Raw genomic sequence first — 13,577 nt, 5'->3', positions numbered from 1 at the left:
GCGGCCTTATTCGATCACGAGCAACGGCTGGCCATACTCGACCGGCTGACCGTCCTCGACCAGAATGCCCGTAACTGTTCCGGCGCGCGGAGCCAGGATCTCGTTGAAGGTTTTCATCGCCTCGACAAGAATGACCTTGTCACCTGTCTTGACCTGCGTTCCGATCTCCACGAAGGGGGTGCTCTCCGGTGATGCCCGCAAATAGGCGGTCCCCACCATCGGCGATTTGACCGTGCCCGGACTGTCCGGCGGCACCGGGGAAGCGCTCACAACGGCTGCATGCGGCGATACTATTGGAGGCTGAACCACGGCCGGAGTGAGCTGCCGCGCGACACGAATTTTGACGTCGCCGTTGGCGACCTCGATCTCGGAGAGCCCAAGACGCGCCACCATTCCGGCCAAGGTTTCGACCAATTCCGTGTCGATGGTGGCGGGCGCGCTCACGTCCGGTTTTGAATCCGGATATTTCATCTTTATTTTCTCTCGTTTTGACGGGCGCCCTGGGTCATTCCCGGCCGGAACGAACCACGACGAAAGTGTTTGATTGCAATGGGAAAATTCGTCACGCTTCTCCTGCCGCTCCGGCCCGGGCAAGCAAAGCTTCAAGCGCGAGTTCATAAGATAGAGCGCCAAAACCGGCGATCACACCCAGCGCGACCGGGGAAATCAGCGACCTATGACGGAAAACCTCCCGGGAATGAACATTCGAAAGATGCACCTCGACAACATCCGCCTTCGCTCCCTTGATCGCGTCGTGAAGCGCGATCGACGAATGTGAATAAGCCCCGGCATTTAATATGACCGGCTCGCCAGCGCGTCCTGCTTCCTGCACCCAGGTCACGAGATCGCCTTCATGGTTCGATTGGCGGAAGTACAAATGAAGCCCGCGCCGCTTGCAGCGGGCGGAAAGATTCGCTTCGATGTCCGCAAGGGTCGCATGACCATAGATATCGGGCTCCCGCAGGCCGAGAAGATTGAGATTTGGTCCATTGAGGACGTGGACGGCTTTCATGGCGATTCCGGTCTTAGGAAATGCCTATGCGTTTCCATAGCCGGGATCAAAACACAAGGGAAGCCTAAGTCCTCCCCCCAAATGCGCTTGCTCCATACCGTAACTCATGCGATAAAGTGTCAAACCATCTCAAAATAGCGGAATCCCAAAATGATCAAGTTCGGTGCGGCCGCCGCCGGTTTGTGCCTTAGCGTGATGATATTGCCGAATGCCTCCGAGGCAAGGCCTGTGGGAACCGTGCAGGGGTTGCCTTTTTTCGGCCTCCCCTATCCGTACGGATACGTTTATAATCCGCCAAGAACGGAGTGTTATACCTTTCAGCAGGTTGAAACTCCAGATGGGCCGAGAATGGCTGCGGTATGGACCTGTGGCGCGCCTGTAACGGCCAAGTATTGAGCTTCCCCCCGTCACAATCGAAGCAATTCCGGGGACCAAATTCGACTATCCCTGCGTGGACCGCCGGTAGACTCGAGCCTCCTAATATGGCTTTGTCTGAGTTTCTGATACTGGTTCCGAGGTCATTGCTTACCTTTTTGTACCGTAAACGTAAGACGTGAGTCATTACGGCTTCGTAATTTAGCGAAGCAGGAAAACATTAAGGTTAAATGTTAACTATGAAATATTCACATATGGCAAACGTTTTGCCGGATGAGAACAGGGCTGGGCCCGAATTTAGATTCAAAAAACATTTCGGCAATTATTGATTTTTTGGTGGCACGAAGCATATCGTTTTCACGTTGCTCAATATTTTGAATTGGTTTATTTTTGACGTGCTTGAGACGGAGAGCGTTATGCTCAATTCCGTTCCCATAATGATTTCTTTTTCTCTCCTTTCAACGTGATGATTTCTAAACGATAATGGTGAATTGACACAGATGCTGCAAATCAACAAGCGCTCACCGGATTCAAGCGACACCCCCAGCCGGCCTGAGGCTCTAATTGCGGACTCTTTTAAAAATTTTTTGAGGGTCTTGAATCGGCAGCGTCCAATTGCTTCCGTTGTATTTATCTGTTGTTTTGCTCTTGGCATGCTTTACTATATTACAACGCCTGCAAGTTATACTGCCGGCGGAACAATTGTCATTGACAAGCGAAAGCTTCAGCTGTTTCAGAAAGAATCGGTTTTAGGTGACGTTGACCTCGATACTGCAGCTGTTCAGACCGAGGTCGAGGTTCTCAAATCGGATAACATCGGCCTTGCCGTCATCCGCAAGCTCCATCTTACTGATGACCCAGAGTTCGCTGACACCCCAAAGGGACCGATTCGCCGGTTGATCGCTGTGATCGGACGCTTGACCAAATTCTCGGAGGCGGAACGAGCGCTCTCGGAAATCGACCGGGAAAATGCTGCACTGCTCAAATTCAACGAGCAACGCACGCTCAGCCGCGTGGGCATGACCTATGTTATAGACATTGGCTTTACCTCTCATGATCGAGACAAGTCAGCGCGGATCGTCAATGCGATCGCGGATGCCTACATCGATGACCAATTGAATGCGAAATACCAGGCCACCCGCCGGGCTAGCCTCTGGCTGCAGGAGCGCATAGCGGAACTGCGTACCCAAGCGACGGCGGCCGAACGCGCAGTCTTGGATTTCAAGGGCAAAAACAACATCGTCGATGCCGGCGGCGGCCGGCTGATCAACGATCAAGAACTCGTCGAGGTCAACAGTCAACTCATCCTCGCCCGCGCAGCAACCGCCGAGGCAAAAGCCCGACTTGATCGGATTAATACGGTTATGAAGCAAGATGTTGCCGATGCTTCAGTCGCAGATGCCTTGAAAAGCGAAGTCATTATTAAGTTGCGCAACCTATATCTAGAGGTTGCGCAGCGGGAAGCCATTTGGGCAAAAATGTACGGCGAGAACCATCTTGCGGCGATAAATCTCCGGACCCAGATGGAGCAATATCGACGCAGCATCAAGGACGAGATGCGCAAGATCGCCGAAAGTTACAAAAGTGACTACGAAATCGCTCTTACGCGGCAAACAAGTCTTGAATCCAGTCTTGCCAATGTCGTGGATCAGTCTCACACCACCGGCCAAGCTCAGATCCAATTGCGCGAGCTAGAAAGCAACGCCGAAACTTCGCGTGCTCTCTATGACAGCTTTCTGCAACGCTATATGGAGGCGGTACAGCAGCAGTCGGTACCGATGAGCGAAGCGCGCTTGATCAGCCCTGCTTTGCGGCCGGTATCTAAGAGCGCCCCGAAATTATCAACCGTTTTGCTCGTAACTCTCGCAGGCGCGACCCTGTTAAGCTTTGGCGTCGCTTATCTCCGCGAGGCTTGGGATGGGACGTTGCGGACAACCGGCCAAGTCGAAGACACGCTTCATTTTAATTGCCTGGCGATGGCCCCAGTGCTGGCGGCTCCCGCCACACGGATCGATTTACCCAGTGACGAAACGAAAGCCGTGGCCGTGGATCGCAGAACCGCGGCACCCGGACAGGATTGGCTTCGCTATGCTGTCGATTCGCCGTTCTCTCGCTATGCGGAGGCAATCCGGTCGATAAAGATCGCCGCCGATTTGAGCGGCGCCCTCAAATCTCACAAAGTCATCGGAGTGACCTCGACTTTGCCAAACGAAGGCAAATCGACGATCGCCGCAAATCTCGCTCATCTCATTGCGGATGCGGGAGGTAGTGTCATCTTGGTCGACGCCGATCTCCGCAGCCCATCCTTATCCCGGAAATATTCACCCGACGCGCCTGGATCGATCGGCGCCGTGATGAGCACGATCTCGCTTCATGACGCCATCATACCTGTTCCTTTTACCAGCTTGCATTTTTTGCCGGCGGGAGCGACCGCAAGACTGCCGCATACGAATGAAATTCTTGCGTCGGCAGCGTATAAAAAAATCATCGACGAGCTTCGCACGAAGTACGATTACATTATTGTTGACCTTTCGCCAGTCGCTCCCATCGTCGACGTTCGCGCCACGGGACACTTTATCGACACCTATGTCTATATCGTCGAGTGGGGGCAAACGAAGACAGAGGTAATCGAGCGCGGTCTCGCCGAGGCTGGCAACGTCGCCAGCCGTCTGCTTGGCGTGGTCCTTAATAAAGTGGATACGTCCACACAGAGCCGCTATGAGCATTATCATGGAAATAAATATCACCGGAAATACTACGCGAAATATGGCTACACGGAATAACCGTTCGCCATCCAGTTCGCCTGGATCGAATTTTCTCTAAAGCTTAACCGGCATGCCGCTCGCCAGAGCACAAGACGCATTTCCATTCACGGGCTTTATCCTTTAAAATCAAGGCATGTTGAAAGCTACCGGCCACTTAGCTCCTATCCATGTGATTGGCGGCGGCCTTGCGGGGAGTGAGGCGGCTTGGCAGATCGCCCGAACTGGTGTGCCGGTAGTGATTCATGAAATGCGGCCCGCGCGGACAACGCCAGCACATCGCACCGGCAATCTCGCCGAACTCGTTTGTTCAAATTCGTTTCGCGCCGATGATCCGGAAACAAGTGCAATCGGTATTTTGCATCGCGAAATGCGGTGCCTCGATTCGCTCGTCATGGCGTCCGCCGATGCCAACAAGCTTCCCGCGGGAGGCGCGCTCGCCGTCGACCGTGGCCAATTTTCCGAGTTCATCACTGAAAAAATCTGCTCGGAACCGCTTATCGAGCTCCGGCGCGATGAAATCGAAGGGCTGCCGCCGGACACATGGGACAATGTGATTATTGCGACGGGGCCTTTGACATCGCCATCCCTAGCGGCTGCTCTTGGCGCTCTGACCGGAGAACAGAATCTTGCTTTTTTCGATGCGATTGCCCCGGTCGTTCACCGCGAGTCGATCGACATGGACAAGGCATGGTTCCAATCGCGTTACGATAAGCAAGGGCCAGCGGGGACCGGGGCTGATTACATCAACTGCCCGCTGACAAAGGATCAATATACGGCCTTCGTGGAGGCTCTCGTTGCGGCCGACAGATCCGAGCCGCATCCCCTCACGGGGGAATTTAAGGACACACCGTATTTCAATGGCTGCCTGCCAATCGAAGTTATGGCGGAACGGGGCCGCGAGACTTTGCGGCACGGGCCGATGAAACCATTCGGCCTGACCAATCCACATTCGGACAGCGCAGCAAAGGCCTATGCGGTCGTGCAGCTGCGTCAGGATAATGCGCTCGGCACACTCTATAATATCGTCGGATTCCAGACCAAGCTAAAGCATCCCGCGCAGATCGAAATTTTCCGCACCATTCCGGGACTTGAAAACGCCCGTTTCGCGCGCCTCGGTGGAATCCATCGCAACACATTTCTGAACTCACCCAAATTGCTGGATGGCGCTTTGCGTCTCAAGGCGGATCCGAGACTACGCTTCGCCGGCCAGATCACCGGTTGCGAGGGCTACGTCGAAAGCGCGGCAATCGGCCTCGCGGCGGGCCGCATAGCAGCCGCGGAGCGGAAGGGAGAGGTTTTTCCATCACTCCCGCCGACGACCGCACTTGGCGCCCTTATCAATCATATCACTGGCGGCCACATCGCGATTATCGACGCTGGGCCACCATCTTTTCAGCCAATGAACGTGAATTTTGGCCTGTTTCCGCCGCTTGCACAGGAAGCGCATGGCGAGAAACGGCGGGGCGCGGAAAAAGGCTTGGCGCGAAAGGCGGCCATGAGCCAGCGCGCGGCGCGAGATTTGGACTGCTGGCTGAACCAAGCTCAGGCAGACGGATAATCACCGGTCTCGAACGATCTCAAGCTGTCCTGGCTAATCTGCAATTCCGACTCGCTGCAGATGGCCTAAAAAATCAAGTTACCGCTCAAGACGCTAAGCGTCAGGAAGACCAAAAACACAGCGAGGAAGACAAAGAATAAGATGCGCGCAACCCTAGCGAACGCCACGGAAGTGCGCCTGAAGCCAAAGAGACCGGCAAAAATCGAGAAAAGGAAAAAAATAAGCGCCCATCTCAGCATTTGCGTTCCCCATGTAATTCCGCGGAGCTATCCGAATTGTCTCGAAAATTGTGACTGGCTCCAGTCTGCTCGAACCGAGGCCATTCGCAAGCAAATTCGTGAGCACCTCGAATGTTTGACGCGCCTCTCCTCTCGCCAGACGGCTCCCTTTCCTACCGAGTGAAAAGCACTTCAGCCGCGAAACCGGCGAAAAGGAGAAGTCCCGCGTCACGATTTGAGCGGAACAAACGTAACGCCAGCGCACCATCACGAGGATCGATCCGCATTGCTTGCCAGCCAAGATGCAAGGCGAAAAGAACAAGGCCGCTTTGCGCCAGTACCCCTGCCTTAGCGGTAAGCAAAGCCCCCGCAACGCAGAAAACCGCGAGCATGTAGAGAGAGCCAACACCCAAGCGGACGCGGCCGCCGAAAAACCGCGCCGTCGATCCAATCCCGGCGATCGCATCATCCTCGATGTCCTGGATCGCATAAATCGTATCGTAACCGATGGTCCAAAACACCGCGCCGAGATAAAGCAGCAAAGGCGCGGGTGCGAGAGCTCCCAGGGCCGCTGACCAGCCGACCAATCCCCCCCAGGCGAAGGCGGCGCCGAGAACTGCCTGCGGCCAGGAGCTGATCCGCTTCATAAAAGGATAGAGGCCGACGATCGCAAGCGATGCGCATCCGAGAAAAATGGTGAAAATGTTGAAACAAAGAAGCACCGCAAGCCCGACGAGACATTGGGCGGCAAGAAAGAGTTTCGCGGAGCCGACGCTGGCGCGTCCCGAAGCGAGTGGACGTTGTTTGGTGCGCTCCACCTTCGTATCGATATCACGGTCGATGATATCGTTGTAGGTCGAGCCAGCGCCGCGCATCGCAACAGCTCCAATGAAAAACAAAATAAGGTCGCGGCCATGCAGCGGCCCGCGCTGGTAAATGCTCGCGAGCGCGCTCGACCACCAGCATGGCAACAACAGCAGCCACCAGCCGATCGGCCGATCAAGCCGCGCAAGCTCCAGCAAGGGATGCCAAGATTGCGGCGCGAACCGGAAGATGAACCTTGTGGCGGTCACATTAATGGGAGGGGCGGGAGCGGGCGCGCCGTCACAGAAAAACCCGGTGGCAACAGCAGCCGGAGCGAACTGTCCAGGCGGTGCCTTCTGCCCCGGGCGAGCGGTGTGTCAAAGCGGGCCAGCGGGAAGCTTCTGCTGTGGTGCGTTGAGGGCGCCAGAGGCCTGCTGCTCTTGCGCTTTTTTCATTTCGGCGGCCACCTTACAGGCTTGGTTGGCGACAGTGCTGGATTTGCCGGTGCTCGCTGTAATATTCTGAAAAGCTTCGTCGGGAACCCCGCACCATTCCTTGTTCTTCGTCAGATAGGCGAGAAGATCATGCTCGGCGGCGACGAGGGCGCGCAGCTTAGGGCACGAGGCTACCGGGTCCAGCTGTTTCTTACCACCCTGGGCAAGTTGATTGAGCTGATCGATAATCCCCTGGCGCTTTTTGGTGAGTGCGCCGATATCCTCGTTGCAATCGATGGCATTGGCCGTGCCGCTGATCACCAATGGAACCAACGCTGTGATGACAAGCACGGCTTTACGCACGCCGCCATTTCCCTTATGTGGCATCATGATATGAGCCTTTCAGTGACGTTTTCGATGCGCTGACCAAGCCTTACTCTATTGTTCCTAAGTTACTGCCAAGAACTGTAAGTTGCACCGGCAGCAATCGCGACTCGTGAATCCATGCCGCGTCATATCAAAAAGTGTCCCGCCCGCGCAAGCGCGACCTCTTGTAGCGGGATCCGTCGTAACCTCGGGCGTCTACATGTCCCGCTATGATTTTTCTGCCGAGCGTCTTTATGTTAACGCGCCCCTCGCGGTGGCGGCGCTTGTTGAGCTTGACCAAGTGCAGACAAATTATGTCCGCAATGTGTTGCGCTTGAACGAAGGCGCCGTGATTCTTGTGTTTAATGGCCGGGATGGCGAATGGAAGGCGGCTGTTACGGCGTCTCGCCGCAAGCTTGTGATCCTCACCGTTAAGGAGATGACCCGGGCGCAGGAACCGCGTCCCGATCTGCGGTATCTATTCGCGCCGCTCAAACATGCCCGGCAAGATTACATGGTTGAAAAAGCCGTCGAAATGGGGGCGGGCCTGCTGGGCCCTGTGCTCACCCGCAGGACCCAAACGCATCGGATCAATGGCGAGCGCATGCGCGCCCATACAATCGAGGCGGCTGAGCAATGCGGAATTTTGACAATTCCGGACATCGCGCCCGCAATCAAGCTCGATGCGCTGCTCGACACTTGGGACAAAGACCGCCTGCTCATATTCTGTGACGAGGACGCCCCATCGGACGATCCCGTAACGGCGCTGCGCCAACGGGCTGGCGCCAAAGGCCACGCTCCTCTTGCCGTCTTGATCGGCCCGGAAGGCGGCTTCGATGCGGCGGAACGCGAGGCGCTGCTGAGCTTGCCACAGGTTCTGCGCCTGTCCCTCGGTCCGCGCATTTTGCGCGCCGATACAGCGGCCGTCGCGGCACTCGCCTTACTCCAAGCTACCCTGGGGGATTGGCAAGGATAAACATTAACGCATCATTATATCGCCTCAATGTAGGGTCAAAAAATTGACCGTTAATATTGCAAGAATCGTTCGGGCTTCAAATGAATTTGCATGAAATGATCGTTTCGGTTGGTTGCTGCGCGGCGGCTGTTTGGCTTGGCTTTGGCAGCTCCGCGCGAACGGAGGAACTGCACTCAGCCAATGAGACAATCGCGCGCGAGCGGTGCGCCAGCCTACAGCCGGGCGCCGCGGCGGAAGAGGGTTCGGGTTGCGACCGGATCGGCGGCCACGTCCGCGTCGATTTTGGCTCGCGCTTGCCAAATCCATCCTCCTACGGCCGACCCACGGCTTCTCCCGTTGCTGTGCGTGTGAATGAAGGCGCGCCCTCGCGAGCCCATCTCCGGTTGCCAGCGGGCGACCTCGGTTTCGATCCTTTCCGCCGCTGAGGCAAGCTTTTCACGCAAGTGCGAAGTTGGCCGCTGATGCAGCAGCTACGTCAATTTACCAGCTGCTAGGAACCTCAAACGCTTAAAGCGGCTTACCGCCAGCCGGTGCACCGCCGAATTTCTTCAAAGCCGCGAAAGGCTCCTTCTCGGCAAAACCGCAGGCGTTCATGTGCAGCGGGCGCTCCTTGCCATCGGCGAGCCAAAGATCGTGCACCTCTCCGTCGTCACTAACGCTGCTACGCCAGCAAACCTGTGCGCTGCCTTTGTTCGAATCAAAAAACACCGTCATCTGATTGCCGCCGCAATCTTGCGACTTGCACGACCATGCGGCAAAAACTCCCTTTTTGTCGCCAGCGACCGGACCTTCCGGCCCATGCAGCTCTGTTTTGGAGAGTGAAAAATAATGCTCGCCCATTGCAGCACGCATTGCAGCCTCGACGCCTGGCTGTTCCCAGAGAGACTTGCTGCCGGCTAATGTTTCATCGGGATATTTATCGAGCCACTGGCCAACCGCAGAGAGATCGGCCGCCATAACGGCCCCGCAAAGGATACCAAGAATCACGGCAGGCACCACGCTCCGAACGACCCAACTCATCATGTTTTCTTCCTGCTATGACCGCTTGAGATACGGTTGCGAGACTTCAGTATGAACATTCTTCGAAAGCGTATTCTATACTTCCTGCCCATTGCGTTTTGAATTTCCGGATCAATCTTTCAGCTTCACTCGTTTCAAGGAGAACCGCATCGAGAGGATCAAGAAACAAAGTTTCATCCTTGCCACGCACGTCCCGCCGGTTGCGCTTCGCAAGTCCCGCCCGTGCGATACGCAGGACTTCGGCCGCTGCCTCGCGAAGCGGGCGCCCGCCAACAGTCGCGGCAAGCCCGAGGCGCGGAACCTCCACCCGCAATTTTTCGCGTGTCGCATCGCTCCAGCTCTTCACGATGTCCCAAGCCGCATCAAGCGAGGAAGGATCATAAAGGAGACCCGCGAAAAAAGCCGGGAGCGCCGTAAGGAACGGCCTTGGTCCAGCGTCCGCGCCACGCATTTCGAGATAGCGCTTGAGCCGCACTTCCGGAAAAATGGTGGAAAGATGATTGGCCCAATCGGCGAGCGTCGCATGTTCGCCAGGCAACGCCGCTAGCTTGCCCTGCAAGAGATCGCGGAAATCGCCCCCCGACACGTCGTGGTAGATGTCGCCGCGCTTGACAAAATACATCGGCACCGAAAGGGCATAATCGACATAGCGCTCAAACGACATCCCATCCTCGAACGCAAAGGGCAGCATCCCTGTGCGGGCCGCGTCGGTATGGCGCCAAATCTCCGATCGCGCTGAAAGAAATCCGTTGAGCTTGCCGTCCGTAAAGGGAGAATTGGCGAAGAGCGCCGTCGCGACCGGCTGCAAGGCCAGCGACACGCGAAGCTTTTTCACCATATCCGCTTCGCTAGAGAAATCGAGATTGGCTTGCACCGTGGCCGTGCGGAACATCATGTCGAGACCTTGCGTGCCAACCTCCGGCATATATTTCGCCATGATGGCGTAGCGGTGTTTTGGCATGATTGGAATTTCACCGCGCGGCCATTTGGGGCTCATGCCAAGGGATAAAAAGCCTATCCCGAGCGGCGCCGCTACGGCATCCAAGGTCAAAAAATGGCGGTCGAGCTCGGCGGCGGTTTGATGGATTGTCTCGAGCGGCGCGCCGGAGAGTTCGAATTGGCCGCCAGGTTCGAGCGAAATTCCGGCGCCCCCCACCGCGTCGTAGAGCCCGATGATATGGGCACCGTCGGTGACCGGCGACCAGAGGAGTTTCTTCTGCATCCCTTCCAAAAGAGCCTTTATGCCACCTTGACCTCGGGCTCCTTCGTAAGGCACAGGCGAATGGCCGCCCCGGTAAAATGGGATTTTTTCATGCTCCGTTCCGATCCGGAATTGCGCCGGAGGTTTTGCCCCTGCCTCGAGCCAAGCGACAAGCCCATCGCGCGACGTGATGGGCGTGGAGTCCGTAACGTCGCGAGCCATTGCCATACTTTCATTTGCTACACTTGACAGCTGTCGTCATGGGACAATCCGCCTGGCGCCCATATTCAAAAATGTGGCCCCATCGGAACTCAACTCCGCGCCGAGCTACATAAGCGGGCGGACGCCGCAGCGCAATGCGCGTGGCGGGACAGAGGTGCCGGAACGCTATCCGGCGGACGGGTGAAAAAATCTTAGTGGCGCTTGCCGCTCATGATATCACTGATTTCTGCCTCGACCCCGCTTTGAGGCGGCCCGGCGGCCGGTGGCGTTGTACCCGGTTGCAGCATTTTGGTCAGAGCCTCAAGACCCGCCTGAATCGAAGCAGGATCAAAACCCGGTATTTGTGGACCACCACTCGGGGCGGCGGGTCCTGCCGCCGGGCCTGATCCCGGACGGCCAGCAAGATTTCCCAGGATGGACCCCAAAAGGCCGCCGAGGCCCCCTTGGCCACCCGCCGGACCTGCCGGTGATTGGCCGGGGCCGGCCGGGTTGCGGCCGCCGCCCAGGATCTGGCCTAGAATTGAGCCTAATCCGCCTGGGCCTCCGGTGGGTCCTGGGGTGGGCGCCGATGGCGGCTGAGGCGGAACCGCCTTGCCGCCAAGGATCTGGCCAAGAATACCGCCGAGATTGCCCTGCCCGGCAGCATTGGCGAGTTGCCCGATGACCCCGCCAAATCCTTGATTCTCAAGAGATTTATTGAGGCCGCCAACAATCATCGAAACGATAACCGGAAGCATTTGTGAAAGCGTATCGGCGTTCATACCTGTCGTGCTCGCAGCCCGAACAACGATTTCCTCTTGCGCGCTATGCGAGCCAAGCAGTTGGCTGAGAATGTCGCCGCCCTTTTGCGCGGTGGCGGTAGATTGCGCCGCCTCCGGATCGGTAAAGGCCGCCAGATGCTGACCTTCTCCCAGCGCCCCAAACAAGGAAGCGATTCCGAGCGGCTGCGAGGCCTGCTTCAAGAACCCTTCGGACAGCTCCGGCACAATGGCCTTGACCGCTGCGTCCACCTCTTCGGACGTCATATTGAACTGTGCCGCCAAATTATCGATTGCTTGGCCGCCTTGGGCATTACGCAAAATCTCATAAAGATTGAACATGGCCGTCCTCCACAGCTCGCCCGCGATACGGGCCTCCGGAACGTTGTCCGGTGGTCGCAGCGCGATGCTACAGGACCTTCGGGCGATTTGCGAGCCGCGCTGTGACGTAATACGCCGCGATCACGGCACCTGCGCCAAACAGGGCCGAACCGAGGATCAGCCCAACATAGCCGCCTTCAGCTCCAAACCGCGCGGTGCCGATCGTCACGAAGGGCACCGTTCCAAGCGTTGCGCGCCCCCAATTGAACAGCGTCGAAAGAAGTGGAAATCCGAGATTGTTGAAGGCCGCGTTAGCGACAAAAATAGCTCCCAGAAAAAACCAGAGAGCGCCGCCATAGGCGCAAACGAACAGTAACAGCTCGGCGGTCTCGCCCTGCGCGTGAAAGAGTTTAACAATCATAGGCGCGGCCAGCCGCAGAAGGATCGCCACCGCAATGACGTAAAGCGTGGCAAAGGTTAAGCAGTCGGTAAGCACTTGCCGCACTCTCGGGATCAGCATGGCGCCGAGATTTTGGCCCATGATCGGGCCAACCGCCGCCGATAAGGCGAAAAGAACGCCGAATGCCATTGGATTTAGCCGGTCAACGATGGCAAAAGCCGCGACAACCGCTTCGCCGAAATGCGAAAAAATGCGCATCGTGTAGGCATTGGCTGCTGGTGCCGCCAGATTGGTCAGGATTGCCGGAATAGCAATACCCATCACTGGAGCAAAATCCAATCTCACCGCTGCGAGGCTCGGCTTGGCGACGAGATCATGTTTGCGAACGGCGCCATTCAGTCCAATCGCAATAAAAACGAACCTTGAAATGAGCGTGACGATGGCGGCGCCGGTGACGCCAAGTCCCAAAACGAAAATAAACAAGGGATCGAGAGCAGCCGTGGTGAGCGCACCCGCGAGCGTTACATACATCGAGCGCCTGGCATCACCCGCAGCGCGCAAAATGCTTGCGAGCCCCATGCCGAGGCCGAGGAACACAGTGGCCGGAAGTGTAATCGCGAGATAGGCGGACGCGACGTCGAGAGTTACGCCATGCGCCCCAAAGAGAGTGAGAATTTCCCGTCGCATTGTCCAAGCGGCGCAGCTGACCAAAGCCGCGATCAAAAAAACATGGACCAGTCCGGATGCCGCTAGCCGTCGTGCGCGCGCTCTATCGCCAGAGCCAAGCGCACGCGACACAAGGGCGCCGATCGCGATTGAAAGGCCGATGTTGATCGAGACGGAGAAAAACAGAACCTGCGAAGCAAAGCCGACGGCAGCGGTGAGCTTCGAGTCGCCCAGCCAAGATACATAGAGCAGAGACAAAAGATCAACGAGGAAAATCGACATGAGTCCAAGAGACGTCGCCGACGTCATGACGATCACATGACGCATGGTCGAACCCTCGGTGAAGACCGCGTGGGGAAGTGGGCCATTGCTCAATGGGTAGTTCCTTTTTGCGGAATATTGGGCAAGTCGGTTTGGCATTGGGCGGTGAGCGGCGAAGCCAGCACCGGGGTGTTCCTGTCAGCCGCAATCTTACCGGCCT

13 protein-coding genes are annotated in these 13,577 nt (G+C 56.9%); 4 read left to right on the top strand and 9 right to left on the bottom strand.

Going from position 1 to position 13,577, the window contains the following annotated elements; translation table 11 throughout:
- Window positions 1-6: 6 nt before the first annotated feature.
- On the bottom strand, window positions 7-471 hold the full coding sequence (locus QEV83_RS19345) for a biotin/lipoyl-containing protein (protein WP_280129267.1): 465 nt from the start codon (window positions 469-471) through the stop codon (window positions 7-9).
- Between the two features lie 91 nt (window positions 472-562).
- A complete protein-coding gene (gene aroQ, locus QEV83_RS19340) occupies window positions 563-1,012 on the bottom strand; it encodes a type II 3-dehydroquinate dehydratase (protein ID WP_280129266.1) in 450 nt (149 codons plus the stop codon).
- Between the two features lie 1,028 nt (window positions 1,013-2,040).
- Between aroQ and QEV83_RS19335 the strand changes: the two genes are divergently transcribed.
- Both QEV83_RS19335 and trmFO read left to right on the top strand, forming a co-directional pair.
- Window positions 2,041-4,170 carry a polysaccharide biosynthesis tyrosine autokinase gene (locus tag QEV83_RS19335; RefSeq protein WP_280129265.1) on the top strand — a complete coding sequence of 710 codons (2,130 nt, stop codon included), beginning with the start codon at window positions 2,041-2,043 and terminating at the stop codon, window positions 4,168-4,170.
- Between the two features lie 115 nt (window positions 4,171-4,285).
- Window positions 4,286-5,710: a methylenetetrahydrofolate--tRNA-(uracil(54)-C(5))-methyltransferase (FADH(2)-oxidizing) TrmFO gene (gene trmFO, locus QEV83_RS19330; RefSeq protein ID WP_280129264.1), complete on the top strand. Its 1,425-nt coding sequence runs from the start codon at window positions 4,286-4,288 to the stop codon at window positions 5,708-5,710.
- A gap of 65 nt (window positions 5,711-5,775) precedes the next feature.
- Here the strand turns inward: trmFO and QEV83_RS19325 are convergent, their stop codons facing one another.
- From QEV83_RS19325 to QEV83_RS19315, 3 genes are all read right to left on the bottom strand, one after another.
- On the bottom strand, window positions 5,776-5,949 hold the full coding sequence (locus tag QEV83_RS19325) for a DUF1328 domain-containing protein (protein WP_280129263.1): 174 nt from the start codon (window positions 5,947-5,949) through the stop codon (window positions 5,776-5,778).
- Window positions 5,950-6,101: 152 nt separating this feature from the next.
- On the bottom strand, window positions 6,102-6,950 hold the full coding sequence (gene ubiA / locus QEV83_RS19320; RefSeq protein WP_348273244.1) for a 4-hydroxybenzoate octaprenyltransferase: 849 nt from the start codon (window positions 6,948-6,950) through the stop codon (window positions 6,102-6,104).
- A gap of 159 nt (window positions 6,951-7,109) precedes the next feature.
- Window positions 7,110-7,556: a hypothetical protein gene (locus QEV83_RS19315; protein WP_280129262.1), complete on the bottom strand. Its 447-nt coding sequence runs from the start codon at window positions 7,554-7,556 to the stop codon at window positions 7,110-7,112.
- 196 nt (window positions 7,557-7,752) lie between these two features.
- Between QEV83_RS19315 and QEV83_RS19310 the strand changes: the two genes are divergently transcribed.
- Together QEV83_RS19310 and QEV83_RS19305 are read left to right on the top strand one after the other, a co-directional pair.
- Window positions 7,753-8,508 (top strand): 16S rRNA (uracil(1498)-N(3))-methyltransferase, encoded by a 756-nt coding sequence (locus QEV83_RS19310; protein ID WP_280129261.1) that lies wholly within the window; start codon window positions 7,753-7,755, stop codon window positions 8,506-8,508.
- A gap of 80 nt (window positions 8,509-8,588) precedes the next feature.
- A complete protein-coding gene (locus QEV83_RS19305) occupies window positions 8,589-8,933 on the top strand; it encodes a hypothetical protein (protein WP_280129260.1) in 345 nt (114 codons plus the stop codon).
- 82 nt (window positions 8,934-9,015) lie between these two features.
- Here the strand turns inward: QEV83_RS19305 and QEV83_RS19300 are convergent, their stop codons facing one another.
- The 4 genes from QEV83_RS19300 to QEV83_RS19285 all read right to left on the bottom strand — a co-directional run bounded on the left by QEV83_RS19300 (window position 9,016) and on the right by QEV83_RS19285 (window position 13,471).
- Window positions 9,016-9,531, bottom strand: coding sequence for a hypothetical protein (locus QEV83_RS19300; protein WP_280129259.1), 516 nt, complete (start codon window positions 9,529-9,531; stop codon window positions 9,016-9,018).
- 43 nt (window positions 9,532-9,574) lie between these two features.
- Window positions 9,575-10,951: a glutamate--cysteine ligase gene (locus tag QEV83_RS19295; protein WP_280129258.1), complete on the bottom strand. Its 1,377-nt coding sequence runs from the start codon at window positions 10,949-10,951 to the stop codon at window positions 9,575-9,577.
- Window positions 10,952-11,142: 191 nt separating this feature from the next.
- Complete coding sequence (locus QEV83_RS19290) at window positions 11,143-12,051, bottom strand: DUF937 domain-containing protein (protein ID WP_280129257.1); 909 nt, start codon at window positions 12,049-12,051, stop codon at window positions 11,143-11,145.
- A gap of 67 nt (window positions 12,052-12,118) precedes the next feature.
- Window positions 12,119-13,471, bottom strand: coding sequence for an MATE family efflux transporter (locus QEV83_RS19285; RefSeq protein ID WP_280129256.1), 1,353 nt, complete (start codon window positions 13,469-13,471; stop codon window positions 12,119-12,121).
- Between the last annotated feature and the right edge of the window lie 106 nt (window positions 13,472-13,577).

It is taken from the genome of Methylocapsa sp. D3K7 (assembly GCF_029855125.1).
GTDB lineage: Bacteria > Pseudomonadota > Alphaproteobacteria > Rhizobiales > Beijerinckiaceae > Methylocapsa.
The sequence above is the reverse complement of the archived record's forward strand: the minus strand, read 5'-3'. Positions and strand labels throughout refer to the sequence as shown.

Excerpts from the sequence above, each read along its gene's own strand:
- QEV83_RS19335 (WP_280129265.1), top strand. The coding sequence starts at position 2,041 with ATGCTTTACTATATTACAACGCCTGCAAGTTATACTGCCGGCGGAACA.
- QEV83_RS19325 (WP_280129263.1), bottom strand. The coding sequence starts at position 5,949 with ATGCTGAGATGGGCGCTTATTTTTTTCCTTTTCTCGATTTTTGCCGGT.
- QEV83_RS19315 (WP_280129262.1), bottom strand. The coding sequence starts at position 7,556 with ATGATGCCACATAAGGGAAATGGCGGCGTGCGTAAAGCCGTGCTTGTC.
- QEV83_RS19295 (WP_280129258.1), bottom strand. The coding sequence starts at position 10,951 with ATGGCTCGCGACGTTACGGACTCCACGCCCATCACGTCGCGCGATGGG.
- QEV83_RS19310 (WP_280129261.1), top strand. The coding sequence starts at position 7,753 with ATGTCCCGCTATGATTTTTCTGCCGAGCGTCTTTATGTTAACGCGCCC.
- aroQ (WP_280129266.1), bottom strand. The coding sequence starts at position 1,012 with ATGAAAGCCGTCCACGTCCTCAATGGACCAAATCTCAATCTTCTCGGC.
- QEV83_RS19300 (WP_280129259.1), bottom strand. The coding sequence starts at position 9,531 with ATGATGAGTTGGGTCGTTCGGAGCGTGGTGCCTGCCGTGATTCTTGGT.
- QEV83_RS19305 (WP_280129260.1), top strand. The coding sequence starts at position 8,589 with ATGAATTTGCATGAAATGATCGTTTCGGTTGGTTGCTGCGCGGCGGCT.
- QEV83_RS19345 (WP_280129267.1), bottom strand. The coding sequence starts at position 471 with ATGAAATATCCGGATTCAAAACCGGACGTGAGCGCGCCCGCCACCATC.
- QEV83_RS19290 (WP_280129257.1), bottom strand. The coding sequence starts at position 12,051 with ATGTTCAATCTTTATGAGATTTTGCGTAATGCCCAAGGCGGCCAAGCA.
- trmFO (WP_280129264.1), top strand. The coding sequence starts at position 4,286 with ATGTTGAAAGCTACCGGCCACTTAGCTCCTATCCATGTGATTGGCGGC.